Origin of the sequence: Marinobacterium sp. MBR-109, from assembly GCF_040547565.1 — a bacterium.
Taxonomy (GTDB): Bacteria; Pseudomonadota; Gammaproteobacteria; order Pseudomonadales; family Balneatricaceae; genus Marinobacterium.
Map to the genome: position 1 here is coordinate 128,350 of NZ_JBEPPZ010000008.1, position 17,444 is coordinate 145,793.

Here is a 17,444-nt window from a genome sequence, read left to right on the forward strand (position 1 = left end):
ATTATAGCAACCCGCGCCCATGCCAGTCTTGCCTGAACGCGCACTTGGCCCCGTACTCAAGCGATCTGTTACAATCAGCGTTATTTTCAGCGCGCCGCGCTGTCGCCAGAATAAGGAGAGTTTCATGTCCCGCACGATCCGCATCGCCACCCGCCGCAGCCTGCTGGCACTCTGGCAGGCTGAATACGTCAAGGCGGAGCTGGAGCTCCACCACCCCGGCATCCATATCGAACTGCTCAAGATTGAATCCCGCGGTGACAAGATTCTCGACACCCCTCTGGCCAAGATCGGCGGCAAGGGATTGTTCGTCAAGGAGCTGGAAAACGCCCTGCTGGAGAACCGCGCCGACATCGCCGTGCACTCCATGAAGGATGTGCCGATGGAGTTTCCGCAAGGACTGGGACTGCCGGTAATCTGTGTGCGTGAGCAACCCACAGACGCCTTTGTCAGTAACCAGTATGACAACCTGGATGCCTTGCCGAAAGGCGCCATCGTGGGCACCTCTTCCCTGCGCCGCGAAGTCCAGATTCGTGAGCGCCGCCCGGACCTTGAAGTGCATTTCCTGCGGGGCAATGTTCAGACGCGTTTGTCCAAGCTGGATGCAGGCGAGTATGACGCCATCATTCTGGCCACCGCCGGCCTGCTGAGGCTGAAGCTGCAGGATCGCATCCGCCACGAAATGTCACCGGAAGAGAGTCTGCCCGCAGGGGGCCAGGGGGCCGTCGGCATTGAGTGCCGCAACGATGATGCCGAGCTGATCAAGCTGCTGCAGCCGCTGCATCACACCGACACTGCTGATCGCGTACTGGCTGAGCGCGCCCTTAACCGTCGACTTGAGGGCGGTTGTCAGGTGCCGATCGGCTGCTATGCCACGCTGGAGCATGATAACGAAGAGATCTACCTGCGCGGGCTGGTGGGTCGCCCGGATGGCAGCAAGGTACTGCGCGATGAAATCCGCGGCCCGCGCGAGCAGGCCGAGGCGATGGGTATCACACTGGCCGACCGCCTGCTGGCCGCCGGTGCCGACAAGATTCTGGCCGAGGTGTACAAGGAGCGTGGCTGAACAGATGCAGCCTCTGCGTGGGCAGCGCGTGCTGGTGACCCGCCCTGCTCATCAGGCCGCAGGGCAGGCCGAGTGTCTGCGCAGACTCGGAGCCGAGCCCGTCAGCCTGCCGCTGCTGGAAATCGTGCCCACCGGGCAAGAGGACGGTGCCGACTATCAGCAATGCAAACGCTGTATTCTGGATCTTGATCTGTATGCCGGCGTCATTTTCGTCAGCCCCAATGCCGCACGCTTCGGGGCCGACTGGATCGACCAGTACTGGCCGCAGCTGCCGCTTGGCGTGCGCTGGATCGGTATCGGCCAACAGACCTGCGACACCCTGGAGCAGCTCGGCATTGATGCCTGGCATGCCGAGGGGGGCTTCGACTCCGAAACGCTGCTGGCCGACCCCTCCATGCAGTCCGTGGCCGAGCAGCGCTTTCTGATCATGCGTGCCGAAGGGGGGCGAGATCTGCTGGCCGACACCCTGCGCCAGCGGGGCGCCCGGGTCGACTATGCCCATATCTATCGACGCGCCTGTCCAGCCCATTCACCCGGCATTATCCAAAGTACTATTTATGCACAGCCGTTATCGGCTATCCTCATTACCAGTGGTCAAGCCTTGCGGAACCTGCTCACATTGAGCGGAAGCACCCATGCAAGTCTGACCGAAATCCGGATCATCGTTCCCAGTGCCCGCCTTGCCGAGCTGGCCCGTTCGCTGGGATTCACCCGAATCCGGGTAGCACAGGGACCAGACGACCGCAGTATGGTCGATGCACTGCTACCCGCCTGACAATCGGAACCACCGGCATGAAAGAAACCCGCGACAATTCATCTGAACCAACCCATACACCCGCTGACACACACGATGAGTCCAGCAGCAAGCCACAGGACTCCTCTGCTGCGGACACCGGCAAATCGGCCGCTGACACCGGCACCGACACAGCAAAACCGGAAGGCAGTCAGAGCACGAACGCTGCTTCCAGTGCTTCTGCCGACAAACCTGCCAAACAGCCCCCCCGCAAGCCTAAGGCTGGAGGTGAAAAACGCTGTGGCGCAACCTGGCCCGGCAAGCTGGCACTGGTGCTGTCGATTATAACCCTCGGCGGCGGAGGCTATCTGGTTTGGGAAGGCTGGCAGCTGAAACAACAGAACAGCCAGCTGCAGGAGCGCCTCAGCCAACAGGTTGAAACTGCACTGGCCAATGGTCGGGCCGAAGTGGCTCAGACGGTCAGCAGTGTCAATCAGCAGCTGGGACAACTGCAGGCCCGCTCGGAAGCCGAAACACAGAATATCGCCGAGCTGCAGGATCGACTGACCCGCAGTATCCAGCAGGTCACGGCGAGCCGTGAACTCAGCCGCAAAGACTGGCTGCTGGCCGAGGTGGAATACCTGTTGCGACTGGCCAATCAGCGCGTATTGATGGAGCAGACGCCGAATGGCGCGTTGACCCTGCTGAAATCGGCCGACACCATTCTCAGCGAAACCGATGACGTCACCATCTACGATGTACGCAAGGCGCTGGCCGCTGACATTGCAGCACTGGAGGCGGTACCCAGACTGGATACCGAGGGGGTATTCCTGCGGCTGGGCGCACTCAACCGTCAGGTGGACAACCTGCGCGTAGTGCCCGTGAGCGAGCGACGTGAACTGCCACAGATGCTGGAAGAGATTACCCCCGAAAGCGTGAAGCAGTCCTGGGGCGACGGTTTCAAGGCCAGCTGGAACAAGGCGGCGAACAAGTTTGAGCAGCTGATCGTGATTCAACACCATGATCAGCCGATCAAGCCGCTGATGTCACCGGAGCAAACCTTCTTCCTGCAGCAGAACCTGCATCTGATGCTGGAACAGGCCCAGATGGCTTTGCTGCAGCGCAAGCAACAGGCTTTCGACAGCAGCCTGAGCAAGGCGCAGGACTGGATCGCCACCCACTTCGACCCGAAGGATGCCACCACCGTTGCCCTGCTGACAGGGCTGGCTGAACTGTCCGAAGTAAACGTGGCACCTCAGCTGCCGGACATCTCCGGTTCTCTGACCAGCCTCAAGGACTATCTTGGCCGCATGCAGCAATTGCGTGAGGGAGGGCAGGACAGATGAAAAAGCTGTTTATTATTCTGCTGATCCTGCTGGTGGCCGGTGCCTGGGTCGGCCAGCTGATGGTGCAGGATCCCGGTTATGTACTGCTGTCATACCAGCAGACTACGGTCGAGACCAGCCTTTGGGTATTGCTGCTGATACTGGTGATCGGCTTTGCGCTGCTGCACTGGCTGTTCAACCTGGTCCATAACATTCGCCTGCCGGGCGACCGCCTGCGCAGCTGGCGCAGTGACCGCAACCACCGCCTGGCGCGCAGCAAAACCCTGAAAGGGCTTGTGGCGCTGTCCGAGGGCAGCTGGTGGAAGGCACAGCGCTACCTGACCCAGGCGGCACAGCGCTCCGACTTGCCAGTCATCAACTATCTTGCGGCGGCCCGTGCAGCCCACGAACAGGGCGACAGCAAATCATCCGATGACCTGCTCAATCGCGCCCGCCAGTCAACACCCGAGGCCGAGGTCGCGATCGGTATCACTCAGGCGGAAATGCAGCTGGAGCGTGGTCAACTGGAGCCCTGCCTGGCCACGCTGCTCCACCTGCGACGTCAGGCTCCCAAACATACCCATGTCATCCGACTGCTCAAGGAAACCTATCTGAAGCTGGAGGACTGGAAAGGCCTTACCGAGCTGCTGCCGGAGCTCAGGCGACTGCAGGCGATGAAAGACGACGAGCTGGAACAGCTTGAGCTGCAATGCCACCTGCACCAGCTCGAATACAGCATCTCCAGCCTGCCGGACAGCGCCGATGCACAGGAGCGCCTGCGCAGCCTCAGCCGCAGCTGGCAGTCCATTCCACAGCCACTGCTGCGCAATCCGGTACTGGTCAGCCGATATACCGATCTGATGATCGAGATCGGGGCCGAAGTGGAAGCCGAAAAAGTGCTGCGTGACTTGATCAAGCGCAAGTGGGACGAATACCTGGTCAGGCTGTACGGACGCATTCAGGGTGAAAATGCCGAAAAGCAACTGAATGTTGCCAGAGGCTGGCTCAAGCAACACGCCGACAGCGCCGATCTGGAGCTGACCCTCGGGCGTCTGTGCATGCGTAACGCACACTGGGGCAAGGCGATCAGCCACTTTGAGCGCAGTCTCGAGCTGCGCCCCGATGCGGAAACCTTCAAGGAGCTGTACCGCCTGCTGCATCACCTGGGTGAAGACAGGCGCGCACTCGACATGATGACACGCGAGCTGCAACAGCTCGACAGCTCTCTGCCGGTACTGCCTTTGCCGGCACCGAACAGCGAGAGCCATTGAGCCTTTCCCCAAACGGAAACGCCCGGCTTTTGCCGGGCGTTTTCATATGACTGGCAACGGAAAGGCCTAGGCCGGTCGCGGCGCCCAGGCAAACACGTCAGAGTGAATCCGATCCTCGGCCAGCCCTTTTTCCGTCAGTCGATCCAGCAAGGCATATACCATACCGGGAGAACCACAGGCGTATACCGCCAGATCCTCGATACTGTCCAGATCCTCGGCGATGGCATCCGGCATAAGCCCGGTACGCCCGGTCCAGCCCGGGCTGGTTTCGGGTTCGCTCACCACCGGCACAAAATGCACATTGGCATGTTCATGCGCCCATTGCTGTGGCAGCTTTTCCAGATAGAGATCGGCTTCCACGCGCGCACCCCAGTAAATATCGATCCGGTTGCCCACCTGATTGGCCAGCAGATGTTCGACCATACTCTTGATCTGGGCAAAACCGGTGCTGGCAGCGGCAAACACAAACCGTGTTTCAGGCCTGACTTCAGCCATGCTCAGGTTCACATCACCCTTGGGCAGCTCGATCTCAACGGATGGGCTGGCCTGCAGGTAGCTGAGAATCATGGCATTGAATTCACTGCCCGGTACCTGACGTATATGCAATTCAAGATCACGCCCCTGATCCGGCGCCGAAGCGATGGAAAAGGATGCCTTCTTGCCTTCCGGCAGCAGGATATCCAGATACTGGCCGGCACGATAATGCATTGACTCCGGGTCCACCGAGGTCAGCCGCAGCCTGACCCGAAACACATCCTGATTCAGAGCTTCAAACCCTGTTACATCACACACTCTTGTTTCCAAAACATAACTCCTTGCTGCAGACAGCTTTGGCCGTCTGCCGGTATCAGTTGTCGAGAATACCCAGCTGATCCCAGATCTCGTCCACCCGCTGTTTCACGGCCGGGTCCATCCTGATCGGCTCGCCCCACTCGCGGCTGGTTTCTCCCTCCCACTTGTTGGTCGCATCAAGTCCCATCTTTGACCCCAGCCCCGACACAGGCGAGGCGAAATCGAGATAGTCGATCGGGGTGTTGTCGATCATCACGGTATCCCGCTGCGGATCCATGCGGGTGGTGATCGCCCAGATCACATCGTTCCAGTCGCGGGCATTGATGTCGTCATCACAGACGATGACAAACTTTGTGTACATGAACTGGCGCAGGAACGACCAGACCCCAAGCATGATCCGCTTGGCGTGACCCGGGTACTGTTTCTTGATGGTGACGACGGCCATGCGATAGGAGCAGCCTTCCGGCGGCAGATAGAAGTCCACAATTTCGGGAAACTGCTTCTGCAGGATCGGCACGAATACTTCATTCAGCGCGACACCCAGAATCGCCGGCTCATCCGGCGGGCGTCCGGTGTAGGTACTGTGATAGATGGCATCCTTGCGCCGCGTAATACGCTCCACGGTAAACACCGGGAAACGATCCACCTCATTGTAATAGCCGGTATGGTCACCGAATGGACCTTCGTCCGCCAGCTCCTCTGGATCGATATAGCCTTCCAGAATGATTTCGGCACTGGCCGGCACCTGAAGATCACTGCCGATACACTGAATGACTTCGGTTTTGCCGCCACGCAGAAGACCGGCAAAGGCATACTCCGACAGGGTGTCCGGTACCGGGGTCACGGCTCCGAGGATGGTCGCGGGGTCAGCCCCCAGCGCCACCGCTACCGGGAATTTTTCCCCCGGGTGCGCCAGTTTCCATTCACGGAAATCCAGTGCGCCCCCGCGGTGGGCCAGCCAGCGCATGATCAGCTTGTTGCGGCCAATCAGCTGTTGGCGGTAGATGCCCAGATTCTGGCGCGGCTTGTCCGGTCCGCGTGTAATCACCAACGGCCAGGTCACCAGGGGACCTGCATCACCGGGCCAGCAGGTCTGGATCGGCAGGCGATACAGATCGACCTCGTCACCTTCAAGCACCAGCTCCTGACAGGGGGCATTGCGCACCTTTTTCGGCCCCATATTGAGCACCTGCCGATACAACGGCAGCTTGTCCCAGGCGTCTTTCATGCCACGGGGCGGCTCCGGCTCCTTCAACTGGGCCAGCGTCTTGCCGACCTCTCGCAGGGCCGCCACGGATTCTTCACCCATGCCGAGCGCCACCCGTTCGGGAGTGCCGAACAGGTTGCCCAACACCGGCATGTCGTAGCCCTTGGGGTTTTCAAACAGCAGCGCGGGGCCACCAGCCTTGAGGGTACGGTCGCAGATTTCGGTCATCTCCAGCACCGGGTCCACCGGCATCCGGATACGCTTGAGTTCGCCACGTGCTTCCAGCATCTTGATGAAGTCACGCAGGTCCTTGTATTTGGGTGTCGACATGGGATCGCCCGTCCAAAGTATACGACTGGTACATGGCCGCTCCTGTGCGTCCCTGCACCCGCGGCATACCGTACGTCCTGTACATAAAAAAAGGGTAAGTGGTTAGCTTACCCTGATTCGGTCGTTTTGGTTCACACCAGCAGGCGGGACCGACTTACTTGCGCTTCATCGACAGGAAGAACTCGTCGTTGGTCTTGAAGTCCTTCAGCTTGTCGATCACGAACTCGGTGGCGGCAGAGTCATCCATCGGGTCCAGCAGTTTGCGCAGAATCCACATCCGCTGCAGCTCTTCTTCGGTGGTCAGCAGATCTTCGCGACGAGTACCTGAACGGCGAATATTGATCGCCGGGAAGACTCGCTTCTCGGCGATCTTGCGATCAAGGTGTACTTCCGAGTTACCGGTACCCTTGAACTCCTCGAAGATCACTTCGTCCATCTTGGAGCCGGTGTCGACCAGCGCGGTGGCGATGATGGTCAGGCTGCCGCCCTCTTCGATGTTACGTGCCGCACCGAAGAAGCGCTTGGGGCGCTCAAGGGCATGGGCATCAACACCACCGGTCAGCACCTTGCCGGAAGACGGAATCACGGTGTTGTAGGCACGCGCCAGACGGGTGATGGAGTCGAGCAGGATCACCACGTCCTTCTTGTGCTCGGTCAGGCGCTTGGCCTTTTCCAGCACCATTTCGGCAACCTGTACGTGGCGTGACGGCGGTTCGTCGAAGGTGGAAGCAACCACTTCGCCGCGCACGGTGCGCTGCATGTCGGTGACTTCCTCTGGACGCTCGTCGATCAGCAGCACGATCATGTAACATTCGGGGTTGTTGCGGGTGATGCTGTTGGCAATGTTCTGCAGCATCAGCGTCTTACCGGCCTTGGGCGGTGACACGATCAAGGCACGCTGACCCTTGCCCATGGGGCACACCAGATCGATTACACGCGCCGTCAGATCTTCGGTGCTGCCGTTGCCGATCTCCATGCGCATGCGTTGCTGTGCAAACAGTGGCGTCAGGTTCTCGAACAGGATCTTGTTTTTCGCGTTTTCCGGGCGGTCATAGTTGATCTCGTTGACCTTCAGCAGCGCGAAGTAGCGCTCTCCATCCTTGGGCGGGCGGATCTTGCCCGAGATGGTATCACCGGTACGCAGGTTGAAACGGCGGATCTGACTGGGAGAAACATAGATGTCGTCAGGGCCGGCAAGGTAGGAAGAATCAGCTGAGCGCAGGAAGCCGAAGCCGTCCTGCAGGATCTCCAGCACACCGTCACCGTAGATGTCCTCTCCGCTTTTGGCATGTTTCTTCAGAATAGCGAAGATCACGTCCTGTTTGCGGGAGCGGGCCATGTTGTCGAGGCCCATTTCGATGGCGATATCCAGAAGTTCCGGAACGCTTTTTAGTTTGAGTTCGGTAAGATTCATAGTATTCAGAGAAGCAGCCCAGAGTCGGCTGGTTACGGATGGAAACCGGATGGTTAGTCGGAAGAAATAAGGTTAAGGTCTTACTTGTGACACCCAGGCAATGGATCGCCGGGCCGGTATGTGGAACCACTATAAAAGGTAAAGCAGGACCTGTCCAGCAGAAGCTGGTGGAAAAACGCGACCGCTCAGCAGCCGGCGTGTTTCCACCCTGTCAGGCTCAGAGGTTGGCGTCAATAAAAGCCGCCAGCTGAGACTTGGACAGCGCACCGACCTTTGTGGCTTCCACATTACCGCCCTTGAACAGCATCAGGGTCGGAATGCCACGAATACCGAACTTGGGCGGCGTTTCGTTGTTTTCGTCGATGTTCAACTTGCAAACCTTCAGCTTGCCGGCATATTCCTTGGCAATCTCTTCCAGCACCGGGGCGATCATCTTGCAGGGTCCGCACCACTCGGCCCAGTAATCTACCAGTACAGCGCCTTCAGCCTTGAGAACATCTTCTTCGAAGGAGGCGTCAGTCACATTGACGATATTTTCACTCATGGATCGATTCTCCAGTGCACCAGGTGCGTTTAAGACATTGGCAGGATGATAACACCTGCTACCCGCTCCTGCCACATTCTGTCCGGTGCGGCCTGCAGTACGTCTGTCATCATAAAAGGGTAGCATCCGCCCCCCGTTAACCGGTATTTTTGCACTCTTGACCGCTGTAAATTGGGGATAATCGCTGATGTACGCACAGGACACGGCCGCCGTGACGACCGCCGACACCTCTCTGCTGGCCGCCATCGATCTCGGTTCCAACAGTTTTCACATCATCGTTGCCCGCGTCTTTGCCGGTGAGCTGAGCACGCTGGACGTACTGTCGGAGAAGGTGCAGCTGGCCGCCGGACTCGACGCCGAAGGCTGCCTGACCGAAGCCGCAATGGCACGGGGGCTCGAGTGTCTGAGCCGCTTCGCTCAGCGGGTGGCGGATCTGCCCCGGCAGTCGATCCGGGTGGTTGGCACCAACGCCCTGCGCGAAGCCCGCAACAGTGATGATTTTATAGCTCGAGCCGAAGCCCTGTTGGGCATACCGGTTGAAGTCATCGCCGGTCGTGAGGAGGCCCGTCTGATTTATCTGGGGGTTTCACACACACTGGCGGATGATGCCGGCCGCCGGCTGGTGGTGGACATTGGCGGCGGCAGTACCGAGTTCATTATCGGCTCCCGCTTTGAGCCACGTCTGTGTGAAAGTCTGCAGATGGGATGCGTCAGCTATACCGACCTTTTCTTCGCCAACGGCGACATCTCGGCCGCCTCCATGCAGGAAGCACGCACCGCAGCGCTGCAGGAGCTGCTGTCGATCCGGCGAGACTATCGCCGCCTCGGCTGGAGCAGCAGCGTCGGCGCATCCGGCACTGTCAAGGCCGCCCGTCAGGCCTGCATCTCACTCGGCCTGAGCAGCGAACAGATCGGTGCCGCCGGCCTGAAACAGCTCAGTGATCACCTGATCGGCGCTGGTCATGTTGACCGCATCCAGATCGATGGCATCAAGCCCGAGCGCTGTGCCGTTCTGCCTGCCGGCATTGCCATCCTCAGTGCCATCTTCGAGTCACTGGGCGTTGAGAGCATGAGTTTTTCGGAAGGTGCCCTGCGCGAAGGCCTTCTGTATGACATGGCAGGCCGACTGCGCCATGAGGATGTGCGTGAGCGGACCATCAACGCCCTTGCCCGGCGCTATCATGTGGACAGACGCCAGGCGGCTCGGGTTGAAGCGACGGCTCTCGCCGCCCTTGAACAGGCAAGAGACGCCTGGAAGCTGCAGGATATCGAGTACCGGGAGCTGCTGAGCTGGGCGGCCAGAACCCACGAAATCGGATTGGCCGTGGCCCACAGTCAGTTTCACAAGCACAGCGCCTACCTGCTGCAGCACTCTGATCTGCCCGGCTTCACGCGCCCCGAACAGCAACAGCTTGCATTTCTGGTGCGTGGCCACCGGCGCAAGTTCCCCAAGGAAGAATTTCGCAACCTGCCACCGGCGCTGAAGGCACCCTGCCGCCACCTCTGCCTGCTGCTGCGGCTGGCGGTATTGCTGCACCGCAGCCGCAGCAAGGCACGCCTGCCCGCTTTCAGCCTTAACGTGGACGGACACAGGATCGAGCTGACGCTGCCAACCGGCTGGCTGGACCAGCATCCGCTGACCCGTGCCGATCTGGAACAGGAGGCCGGCTACCTGCGCAATATTGACTTCAAGCTCAAGATCAGCTGATGTACCGGACCCTGCTGCGCTCGGTCAGGGAGATTCTGACTGACAGCTACAAGGTGATTCTGACCCTGTTCAGAGTGATGATTCCGGCCATTCTAATCGTTAAGCTGCTGACCGAGCTGGGGGCTGCCGAGCTGCTGGGTCAGCTGTTTGCCCCCCTGATGGGCTGGATGGGACTGCCGCCTGAGGCGGGTCTGATCTGGGCCAGCGCCATGCTGACCAACATCTACACCGGCGTTATCATCTTCTTTTCCACCACTGGCACTGAGCACTGGAGCATCGCTCAAGCTACCATTCTTGGTACCCTGCTGCTCAGCGCTCACAACCTTCCGGTTGAGATTCGCGTGGCACAGAAAGCGGGCTGCCGTGTCATTCCACAACTGCTGCTGCGTATCGGTGGCGGCATTGTTCTGGCCGTGCTGCTGCACCAGTTCTATCAGCACAGTGAAGCCCTGCAGGCCGTCAATCGCGTCCCCTGGGTACCTCAACCGGAAGACCCAGGCCTGCTCGGGTGGACATTGGGCCAATTGAAAACACTGGCATGGACTGCGGGGGTAATCGTACTGCTGCTGACCGCACTGCGCCTGTTGCGTCTGCTCGGCATCGAGCGTCTGCTGGAATGGTTGCTGCGACCGTTACTGAAACTGATCGGCATCGCGCCCGGCGCTCTGTCGATCACTCTGATTGGCATGACTCTGGGTCTGGCCTACGGCGGGGGACTGCTGATTCGTGAAGCCGAGCGAGGCGACATCGCACCGGCGGATATTTTTGCCGCCATCAGTCTGCTCGGCCTGTGTCACAGCCTGATCGAAGACACCCTGCTGGTCATGCTGATCGGGGCCGATCTGTCCGGCATTTTCTGGGCTCGGCTGGGGTTTGCCCTGCTGGCCATCGCCCTGCTGAGCCGCACCCTGAAACACCCGCATTGGCAGAAACTACTGGTACGTTCTGTCGTGCCGACCACTGAACGCTAGCCCCGGATACAAGAACGCCCCGACAGGCGGGGCGTTCCGTGCTCGATCAGGTCCGGCTTCAGGCCTTGGGGCCAGCCGCCAGAATCTCGGCGGATACGCCATCAAACTTGGTGAAGTTATTGACGAACTGCTTGGCCAGATCGGCGGCCGCCGCGTCATAGGCAGCCGGGTCGGCCCAGGTATCACGCGGGTTAAGCAGCTTGCCGTCAACACCCGGAACCGCTGTCGGTACCGCCAGATTGATGCCGTCCAGCTGCACGGTTTCGCAATCCTTCAGCGCACCGCTCTGGATCGCACTAATGATGGCACGGGTGGTCGGAATACTGAAACGCTCACCGGTACCGTAGGAGCCGCCGGTCCAGCCGGTATTCACAAGATAGACGCGAGAGCCGTACTCTTCGATACGCTTCATCAACAGTTCGGCGTACACATGCGCAGCACGCGGGAAGAAAGGCGCGCCGAAGCAGGTCGAGAAGGTGGACTTGATGCCACCACCCGAACCCATTTCGGTTGAGCCTACCAGGGCGGTGTAACCGGACAGGAAGTGATATGCAGCCGCTTCCTTGCTCAGCACGGATACGGGCGGCAGTACACCGGTCAGGTCACAGGTCAGGAACACGATGGAGTCCGGCTCGTCACCCATATTGGTGGCGGAACGCTTGTCGACGTGATCCAGCGGGTAGGCACAACGACCGTTTTCGGTCAGGGAAACATCGTTGTAGTCAGCCTTGCGACTGCCGTCCAGTACCACGTTCTCGACGATGGCACCGAAGCGAATGGCATCCCAGATGATCGGCTCGTTCTTCTTGCTCAGGTTGATGGTCTTGGCGTAGCAGCCACCCTCCAGATTGAACACCACACCCTTGCCCCAGCCATGTTCGTCATCACCGATCAGGTAGCGCTCAGGGTCGGCGGACAGGGTGGTCTTGCCGGTACCGGACAGACCAAAGAACAGGGTGGTGGAGCCATCTTCACCAATGTTGGCAGAGCAGTGCATCGGCAACACGTCTTTTTCCGGCAGCAGGAAGTTCTGCACGGAGAACATCGCCTTCTTCATTTCACCGGCGTAGCGCATGCCGGCAATCAGCACCTTGCGCTTGGCGAAGTTGAGGATCACGCAGCCGTCGGAGTTGGTGCCATCGCGCTCAGGTTCACACTGGAAGCCCGCAACGTTCAGGATCTGCCATTCTTCCTTGCTCTTCGGGTTGTATTCATGCGGACGGATGAACAGGTTGAGACCAAAAAGATTTTGCCATGCAGTTTCAGTGGTCATTTTGACCGGCAGGTAATGACTGTGATCAGCCCCTACGTGCACATGAGAGACAAAATGTTCCTTGTCAGTCAGATACTCTTCAACCCGGGTCCAGAGAGCGTCGAACTTGTCGGCATTGAAAGGACGGTTGATATTGCCCCACTCGATCACGTCAGACGTGCTCGGCTCTTCGACGATGAAGCGATCCATCGGTGAGCGACCTGTGCGCTGACCGGTGGTGACAACCAGTGCGCCGGTGTCCGCGAGGACGCCTTCGTTACGCTGAATCGCACGCTCGACCAGCTCAGCCGGGGTCAGATTCACGTGTACGCTAGTGACGGTTTCTTTGGTCATTACTGGATTCCCTTGGCTGTTCGCCAAACAATTACCTGAAAGCAAATAAGGGCAACTGCGTTCCGGTTAACGCAGCTCGGGTTGTTATTTTTGGGGCCGTATTATTGCACAAAATCCGCCGGGATGGGACTGCCGGAATCATTCTCATTTGAAATACTTCCAGCCCTCATCGCCTCCTTCCCAACCCACTGATTATTCAGTGCATTCTGCCATCCTTGTCGAGGTAGCCCGGCTCGCTGAACAACGCTCGGATGTCAGTTTCATCGAAATTATAGGTCTGGTTGCAGAACTGACAGCCCACATCAATGATGCCATTCTGCTCCTTGAGAATCTCCAGCAATTCCTGTTCGGTCATGAATTTCAGCGCCTCGGCGCTGCGCTCGCGTGAGCAGTCGCAGCGAAATCGAAGCGGCTGAGGCTCATACAGCCGACACACCTCTTCATGGAACAGGCGGAACAGCAACGCTTCGTTGTCCAGCTGAAGCAGCTCTTCATCCTTAAGCGTAGACGCCAGCATGCTGACCCGGTTCCAGTCCTCATCTCCACGCCCCTCGGCCGGCATCACCTGCAGCATCAGACCGGCGGCGCGCTGCCCGTCAGCGGCCAACTGAATCGAGGTGCCCAACTGTTCTGACTGCTCGAAATAGGCCTGCAGACACTGGGCCAGTGTCTCACCCTCAAGCGGAACGACTCCCTGATAGCGCTGGCCTTTATCCGGCTCGATCGTCAAGGCGATACGACCGTTCTGCAGCAATTGATCAAAACTCAGATCATCGGCCATCTCTCCATCATAGCGGGCGATGGCGCGCAGATCCTGATGCTGGTTGCACTCGGCCATCAGCACCTTGACCTGCCCCTCCCCTTCAGCCTGCAACAGCAGACGACCTTCAAACTTCAGCGTTGCGCTGAGCATGCTGACTGCCGCCAGCATCTCGCCCAGTGTCCGCTGCAGCACCGGCGGGTAGTCGTGCCGCGCCAGCACTTCCCGGTAGCTGGCTTCAAGTCCGGCGACCACGCCGCGGACATCGATCTGTTCGAACAGAATGCGCTGGATCTGATCTGGGTTGCTCATGCAGGATTCCCGGAGATTTCTGCTCGTACCGCGTGAGTCGGTCGAGCGGTGTTGCTAGAATAGTGGTTTCGTAATTCTAGCTGAATGGACCGCTGATGATCACCCCGGAACCTGTCTTTTCCACTCGTTGGCGACCGCTGGCGTTCATTTCGATGCAGCTGGCAGCCGTCCTGCTACTGCTGAGCTTTGCCAGCGAGACCGGTCATGAAATCTGGCGCAGCCTGGATCAGACGGTATTTTTTACCCTCAACGGCTCCCTGTTCCACAGCGAATCCTGGGCCAGTTTCTGGGCCTGGATGAACACCCGCGAGGTTGATGCCCTGTCGGCGGTTGTGATGCTGCTGTTTCTGGTGTTTCCGGGGCTGGGTGGGCTTAAGCGTAATCAACTACAAGCGGCGTTTACCGGCTTTCTGCTGTTGATGCTGTTGATGTTACCCATGCGCGAGCTGCTTTCAGATTATGCTAAACAGAGCGGCCTCAGTGGCGACAGCCCTTCACTGCAACTGGAGCCAAGCTACAGGTTCAGTGACCACCTGCCCGACATTCCGGCCAAGGACCGCGCGAACACAAGCTTCCCGGGTGACCACGCCAGCGTGCTGCTGGTCTGGATAGGATTTCTGCTGTTTGCCCGCCCAACACTGGCGTCAGTGGCCGTTGTTTTGGTCGGTCTTTTCCTGATGTTGCCGCGTCTGTTCGGCGGCGCACACTGGTTTACCGATGCGGCTGTTGGGGGCATGTGCCTGGCGCTGACCACCCTTGCATGGGCCTGGGCCACACCGGTTGCCGGCTGGCTCAACCGGTGGCTGTTGATGGGGCTGTCGCCCCTGTATCGTCTGGCCGGTCGCATTCCACTGCTGGGAAGACTGCCCTTCTTTAACCCGGGCGACTGATCAATCCCAGCTGCCCTTGATCCGCAGCAGCTCACGCCGGCTTTTCTTGTTTGGCCGCTGCTCCGGCGCACTGCCCTGAGTCTTGCGCTCCAGCGTCCGCTGTTCGCGGGCGCGGATGCTGTCCTCGGTTTCTCGATACAGCTTTTGTGCCTCGGCGGCACCGCGGCGCTGATCCGACAGCGCCAGCACTTCGACCGTTTTTTCGTCATTTCCCTGCCGCAGGCGAATCAGGGCGCCGATCTCGACATGCTTGCTGCACTTGCTGCGCTGCCCATCGTAATGCACCTTGCCACCCTCGATCATGTCCTTGGCCAGCGCTCGGGTCTTGTAAAAGCGGGCGGCCCAGAGCCACTTGTCCAGCCGCACGCCTTTGTGCGCCTGCTCGGCCTTTTCGCGTTGCAGCTCCTCCTTGTAATGATGGCTCATAGCGCTGCTATTACCTCGCTGAAGTCATTGGTTGCATCGAAATCAGTAATTTGCCGCGCCGGCTGCTGCAGATCCGGTTGGGTGATCGACAGCAGATGGGCGATGCCATAGCGCCGCGCGGATGCCAGCACCGCCAGGCTGTCATCAACCAGCAGCGTTCGCGACGGATTGAACGGCTCCACCTCCTGCAGCGCTTGCCAGAACGCCTGCTCTTCCTTGGGATAGCCAAAATCGTGTGAGCAGATCACCAGATCAACCTGCTGATCGATACCGGTCACCTCGATTTTGAGGGCCAGGCTGTCACGATGCGCATTGGTTGCAATCACGGTACGCCGCCCACTCCGGCGCAACGCCTGCAGAAACGCTTCGGCGCCGGGGCGAAAGCCGATTCGGTCCATGATGTCGCGTTTCAGCTGAGCAATCGGCAGGTCCAGCTGCTCGGTCCAGTAGTCCAGACAGTACCAGCTGAGCGAGCCCTGCTCCTGTTGAATACGCTCATGCAGCCATTGACGGGCACTCTCAAGCGCCAGCCCCTGTTTTTGTGCATAGCGTTCAGGCACCAGGTCGAGCCAGAAGTGGGAATCGAAGTGCAGGTCGAGCAGGGTGCCGTCCATATCCAGCAGCACGGTATCTATGGCTTGCCAATCAAGCATAATCAGGGAACACTCTGACAGGTAATAACAGTTTTCGGATATCAGTATGACCGCCAAGCCCGAGATTTTGAAGTTAACCAAAGTGGCCAGCAGCCGGCTGTTTCATATTGAAAGCATGCAGCTTCGTTTCAGCAACGGTGTCGAGCGGCACTATGAACGGCTCAGAACCGGGGGTCACGGGGCAGTGATGATTGTCGCCATCAATGAGCACGATGAAGTGCTGCTGATTCGCGAGTATGCCGCGGGGCTTGAAGATTATGTGCTGACGCTGCCCAAGGGGCTGATCGACCCCGGTGAAGATGCACTGACTGCCGCCAATCGCGAACTGCAGGAAGAAGCCGGCTTCGGCGCGCGCGAGCTGAGCCATGTACGCCAGCTTACGGCAGCACCCAACTATATGGGGCATCGGCTTGAGGTAATTCTGGCACGCGATCTGTACTCCAACAAACTGGAGGGTGACGAGCCCGAGCCGCTGGAGCTGGTGCCCTGGCCCATGTCGCAACTGCCGGAACTGTTCGAGCACACGGAGTTCTCCGAAGGCCGTGCGATCGCTGCCCTCTGTCTGGTACAACAGCGCCTGTCCCGCATCAAATAGACCTTGTATTTTCCCCTCGCGCCTCAACATACCCATTGAGGAGCAGTCGGCGCTGCCCGCCTGCTCCTCATAATACTGCTACAAACTGTGCCATGATAAGACGCCTTTTCGGTGCTATCATCAGGACACCAAAGAGGTTCGGCCCCTGTATGGCCCAACCTCACCAACAACAATCGGTTTTATGCTGAACCTGTCTCAATAAACAAGGTGATTACTATGAGCTTCGAACTGCCTGCACTGCCGTACGCAAAAGATGCACTGGAACCGCACATCTCTGCCGAGACTCTGGAATACCACCACGGCAAGCATCACAACACCTACGTTGTGAAGCTGAACGGCCTGGTACCGGGAACCGAGTTTGAAGGCAAGTCTCTGGAAGAGATCATCAAGACTGCTCCGGCTGGCGGCATCTTCAACAACGCGGCTCAGGTGTGGAACCACACCTTCTACTGGCACTGCCTGTCTCCAAACGGTGGTGGTGCACCGACCGGTGATATCGCCGATGCCATCGCTGTGAAATGGGGCACTTTCGAGAAGTTCCAGGAAGCGTTCAATGACAAGGCGGTGAACAACTTCGGTTCCAGCTGGACCTGGCTGGTGAAAAATGCAGACGGCACGCTGGACATCGTCAACACCAGCAACGCCGGCACCCCCATGACCGATGGCCAGACGGCCCTGCTGACAGTTGACCTGTGGGAGCACGCCTACTACATCGACTACCGCAACCTGCGTCCTGAATACCTGAAAGGTTTCTGGGCACTGGTCAACTGGGATTTCGTCAACGAAAACTACAACGGCTGATCATCAATGCTGTTTCGAAAGGGCGCCTGCGGGCGCCTTTTCT

Annotated in this window: 17 protein-coding genes; 9 read left to right on the top strand and 8 right to left on the bottom strand. The window is 59.0% G+C overall.

The features are described from left to right. The first annotated feature begins 124 nt into the window (after positions 1–124). From hemC to ABIE60_RS11840, 4 genes are read left to right on the top strand one after another with little or no spacing between them, the layout of a single operon-like run. Positions 125–1,063: a hydroxymethylbilane synthase gene (gene hemC / locus ABIE60_RS11825; protein WP_354469579.1), complete on the top strand. Its 939-nt coding sequence runs from the start codon at positions 125–127 to the stop codon at positions 1,061–1,063. After that, complete coding sequence (locus ABIE60_RS11830; protein ID WP_354469580.1) at positions 1,056–1,838, top strand: uroporphyrinogen-III synthase; 783 nt, start codon at positions 1,056–1,058, stop codon at positions 1,836–1,838. The genes hemC and ABIE60_RS11830 overlap by 8 nt, the downstream gene beginning before the upstream one ends. Before the next feature lie 17 nt (positions 1,839–1,855). Next, positions 1,856–3,142, top strand: a complete 1,287-nt coding sequence (locus ABIE60_RS11835) for a uroporphyrinogen-III C-methyltransferase (protein ID WP_354469581.1) — start codon at positions 1,856–1,858, stop codon at positions 3,140–3,142. Further along, positions 3,139–4,392 carry a heme biosynthesis HemY N-terminal domain-containing protein gene (locus tag ABIE60_RS11840; protein WP_354469582.1) on the top strand — a complete coding sequence of 418 codons (1,254 nt, stop codon included), beginning with the start codon at positions 3,139–3,141 and terminating at the stop codon, positions 4,390–4,392. Before ABIE60_RS11835 ends, ABIE60_RS11840 begins: the two co-directional genes overlap by 4 nt. Before the next feature lie 66 nt (positions 4,393–4,458). On the opposite strand, the gene ABIE60_RS11845 is transcribed toward ABIE60_RS11840, so the two are convergent. From ABIE60_RS11845 to trxA, 4 genes are all read right to left on the bottom strand, one after another. Continuing rightward, on the bottom strand, positions 4,459–5,196 hold the full coding sequence (locus tag ABIE60_RS11845) for an NAD(P)H-flavin reductase (RefSeq protein ID WP_354469583.1): 738 nt from the start codon (positions 5,194–5,196) through the stop codon (positions 4,459–4,461). Between the two features lie 43 nt (positions 5,197–5,239). Beyond that, positions 5,240–6,721, bottom strand: a complete 1,482-nt coding sequence (gene ubiD, locus ABIE60_RS11850; protein WP_354469584.1) for a 4-hydroxy-3-polyprenylbenzoate decarboxylase — start codon at positions 6,719–6,721, stop codon at positions 5,240–5,242. 154 nt (positions 6,722–6,875) lie between these two features. Continuing rightward, the gene (rho, locus tag ABIE60_RS11855) at positions 6,876–8,135 is read right to left on the bottom strand and encodes a transcription termination factor Rho (protein WP_354469585.1); all 1,260 of its coding nucleotides are present in this window, start codon (positions 8,133–8,135) and stop codon (positions 6,876–6,878) included. Between the two features lie 217 nt (positions 8,136–8,352). Further along, positions 8,353–8,679, bottom strand: coding sequence for a thioredoxin TrxA (gene trxA / locus ABIE60_RS11860; protein ID WP_091826310.1), 327 nt, complete (start codon positions 8,677–8,679; stop codon positions 8,353–8,355). 187 nt (positions 8,680–8,866) lie between these two features. Here trxA and ppx point away from each other — a divergent pair, with 187 nt between their 5' ends. Then, positions 8,867–10,387, top strand: coding sequence for an exopolyphosphatase (gene ppx, locus ABIE60_RS11865; RefSeq protein WP_354469586.1), 1,521 nt, complete (start codon positions 8,867–8,869; stop codon positions 10,385–10,387). Beyond that, complete coding sequence (locus tag ABIE60_RS11870) at positions 10,387–11,358, top strand: hypothetical protein (protein ID WP_354469587.1); 972 nt, start codon at positions 10,387–10,389, stop codon at positions 11,356–11,358. The genes ppx and ABIE60_RS11870 overlap by 1 nt, the downstream gene beginning before the upstream one ends. A gap of 58 nt (positions 11,359–11,416) precedes the next feature. Here the strand turns inward: ABIE60_RS11870 and ABIE60_RS11875 are convergent, their stop codons facing one another. Next, the gene (locus ABIE60_RS11875) at positions 11,417–12,964 is read right to left on the bottom strand and encodes a phosphoenolpyruvate carboxykinase (protein ID WP_354469588.1); all 1,548 of its coding nucleotides are present in this window, start codon (positions 12,962–12,964) and stop codon (positions 11,417–11,419) included. 196 nt (positions 12,965–13,160) lie between these two features. Then, on the bottom strand, positions 13,161–14,036 hold the full coding sequence (gene hslO / locus ABIE60_RS11880) for an Hsp33 family molecular chaperone HslO (protein ID WP_354469589.1): 876 nt from the start codon (positions 14,034–14,036) through the stop codon (positions 13,161–13,163). A gap of 95 nt (positions 14,037–14,131) precedes the next feature. On the opposite strand from hslO, the gene ABIE60_RS11885 reads away from it, so the two are divergent. Further along, positions 14,132–14,926, top strand: a complete 795-nt coding sequence (locus tag ABIE60_RS11885; protein ID WP_354469590.1) for a phosphatase PAP2 family protein — start codon at positions 14,132–14,134, stop codon at positions 14,924–14,926. On the opposite strand, the gene hslR is transcribed toward ABIE60_RS11885, so the two are convergent. Continuing rightward, the gene (hslR, locus tag ABIE60_RS11890) at positions 14,927–15,352 is read right to left on the bottom strand and encodes a ribosome-associated heat shock protein Hsp15 (protein ID WP_354469591.1); all 426 of its coding nucleotides are present in this window, start codon (positions 15,350–15,352) and stop codon (positions 14,927–14,929) included. It abuts the gene before it with no gap. Then, positions 15,349–16,005, bottom strand: coding sequence for a GMP/IMP nucleotidase (gene yrfG / locus ABIE60_RS11895; RefSeq protein ID WP_354469592.1), 657 nt, complete (start codon positions 16,003–16,005; stop codon positions 15,349–15,351). The genes hslR and yrfG overlap by 4 nt, the downstream gene beginning before the upstream one ends. Before the next feature lie 46 nt (positions 16,006–16,051). Between yrfG and nudE the strand changes: the two genes are divergently transcribed. Both nudE and ABIE60_RS11905 read left to right on the top strand, forming a co-directional pair. Further along, positions 16,052–16,600 (top strand): ADP compounds hydrolase NudE, encoded by a 549-nt coding sequence (gene nudE / locus ABIE60_RS11900; RefSeq protein ID WP_354469593.1) that lies wholly within the window; start codon positions 16,052–16,054, stop codon positions 16,598–16,600. Positions 16,601–16,816: 216 nt separating this feature from the next. Next, a complete protein-coding gene (locus ABIE60_RS11905; RefSeq protein WP_354469594.1) occupies positions 16,817–17,401 on the top strand; it encodes a Fe-Mn family superoxide dismutase in 585 nt (194 codons plus the stop codon). Positions 17,402–17,444 lie beyond the last annotated feature (43 nt).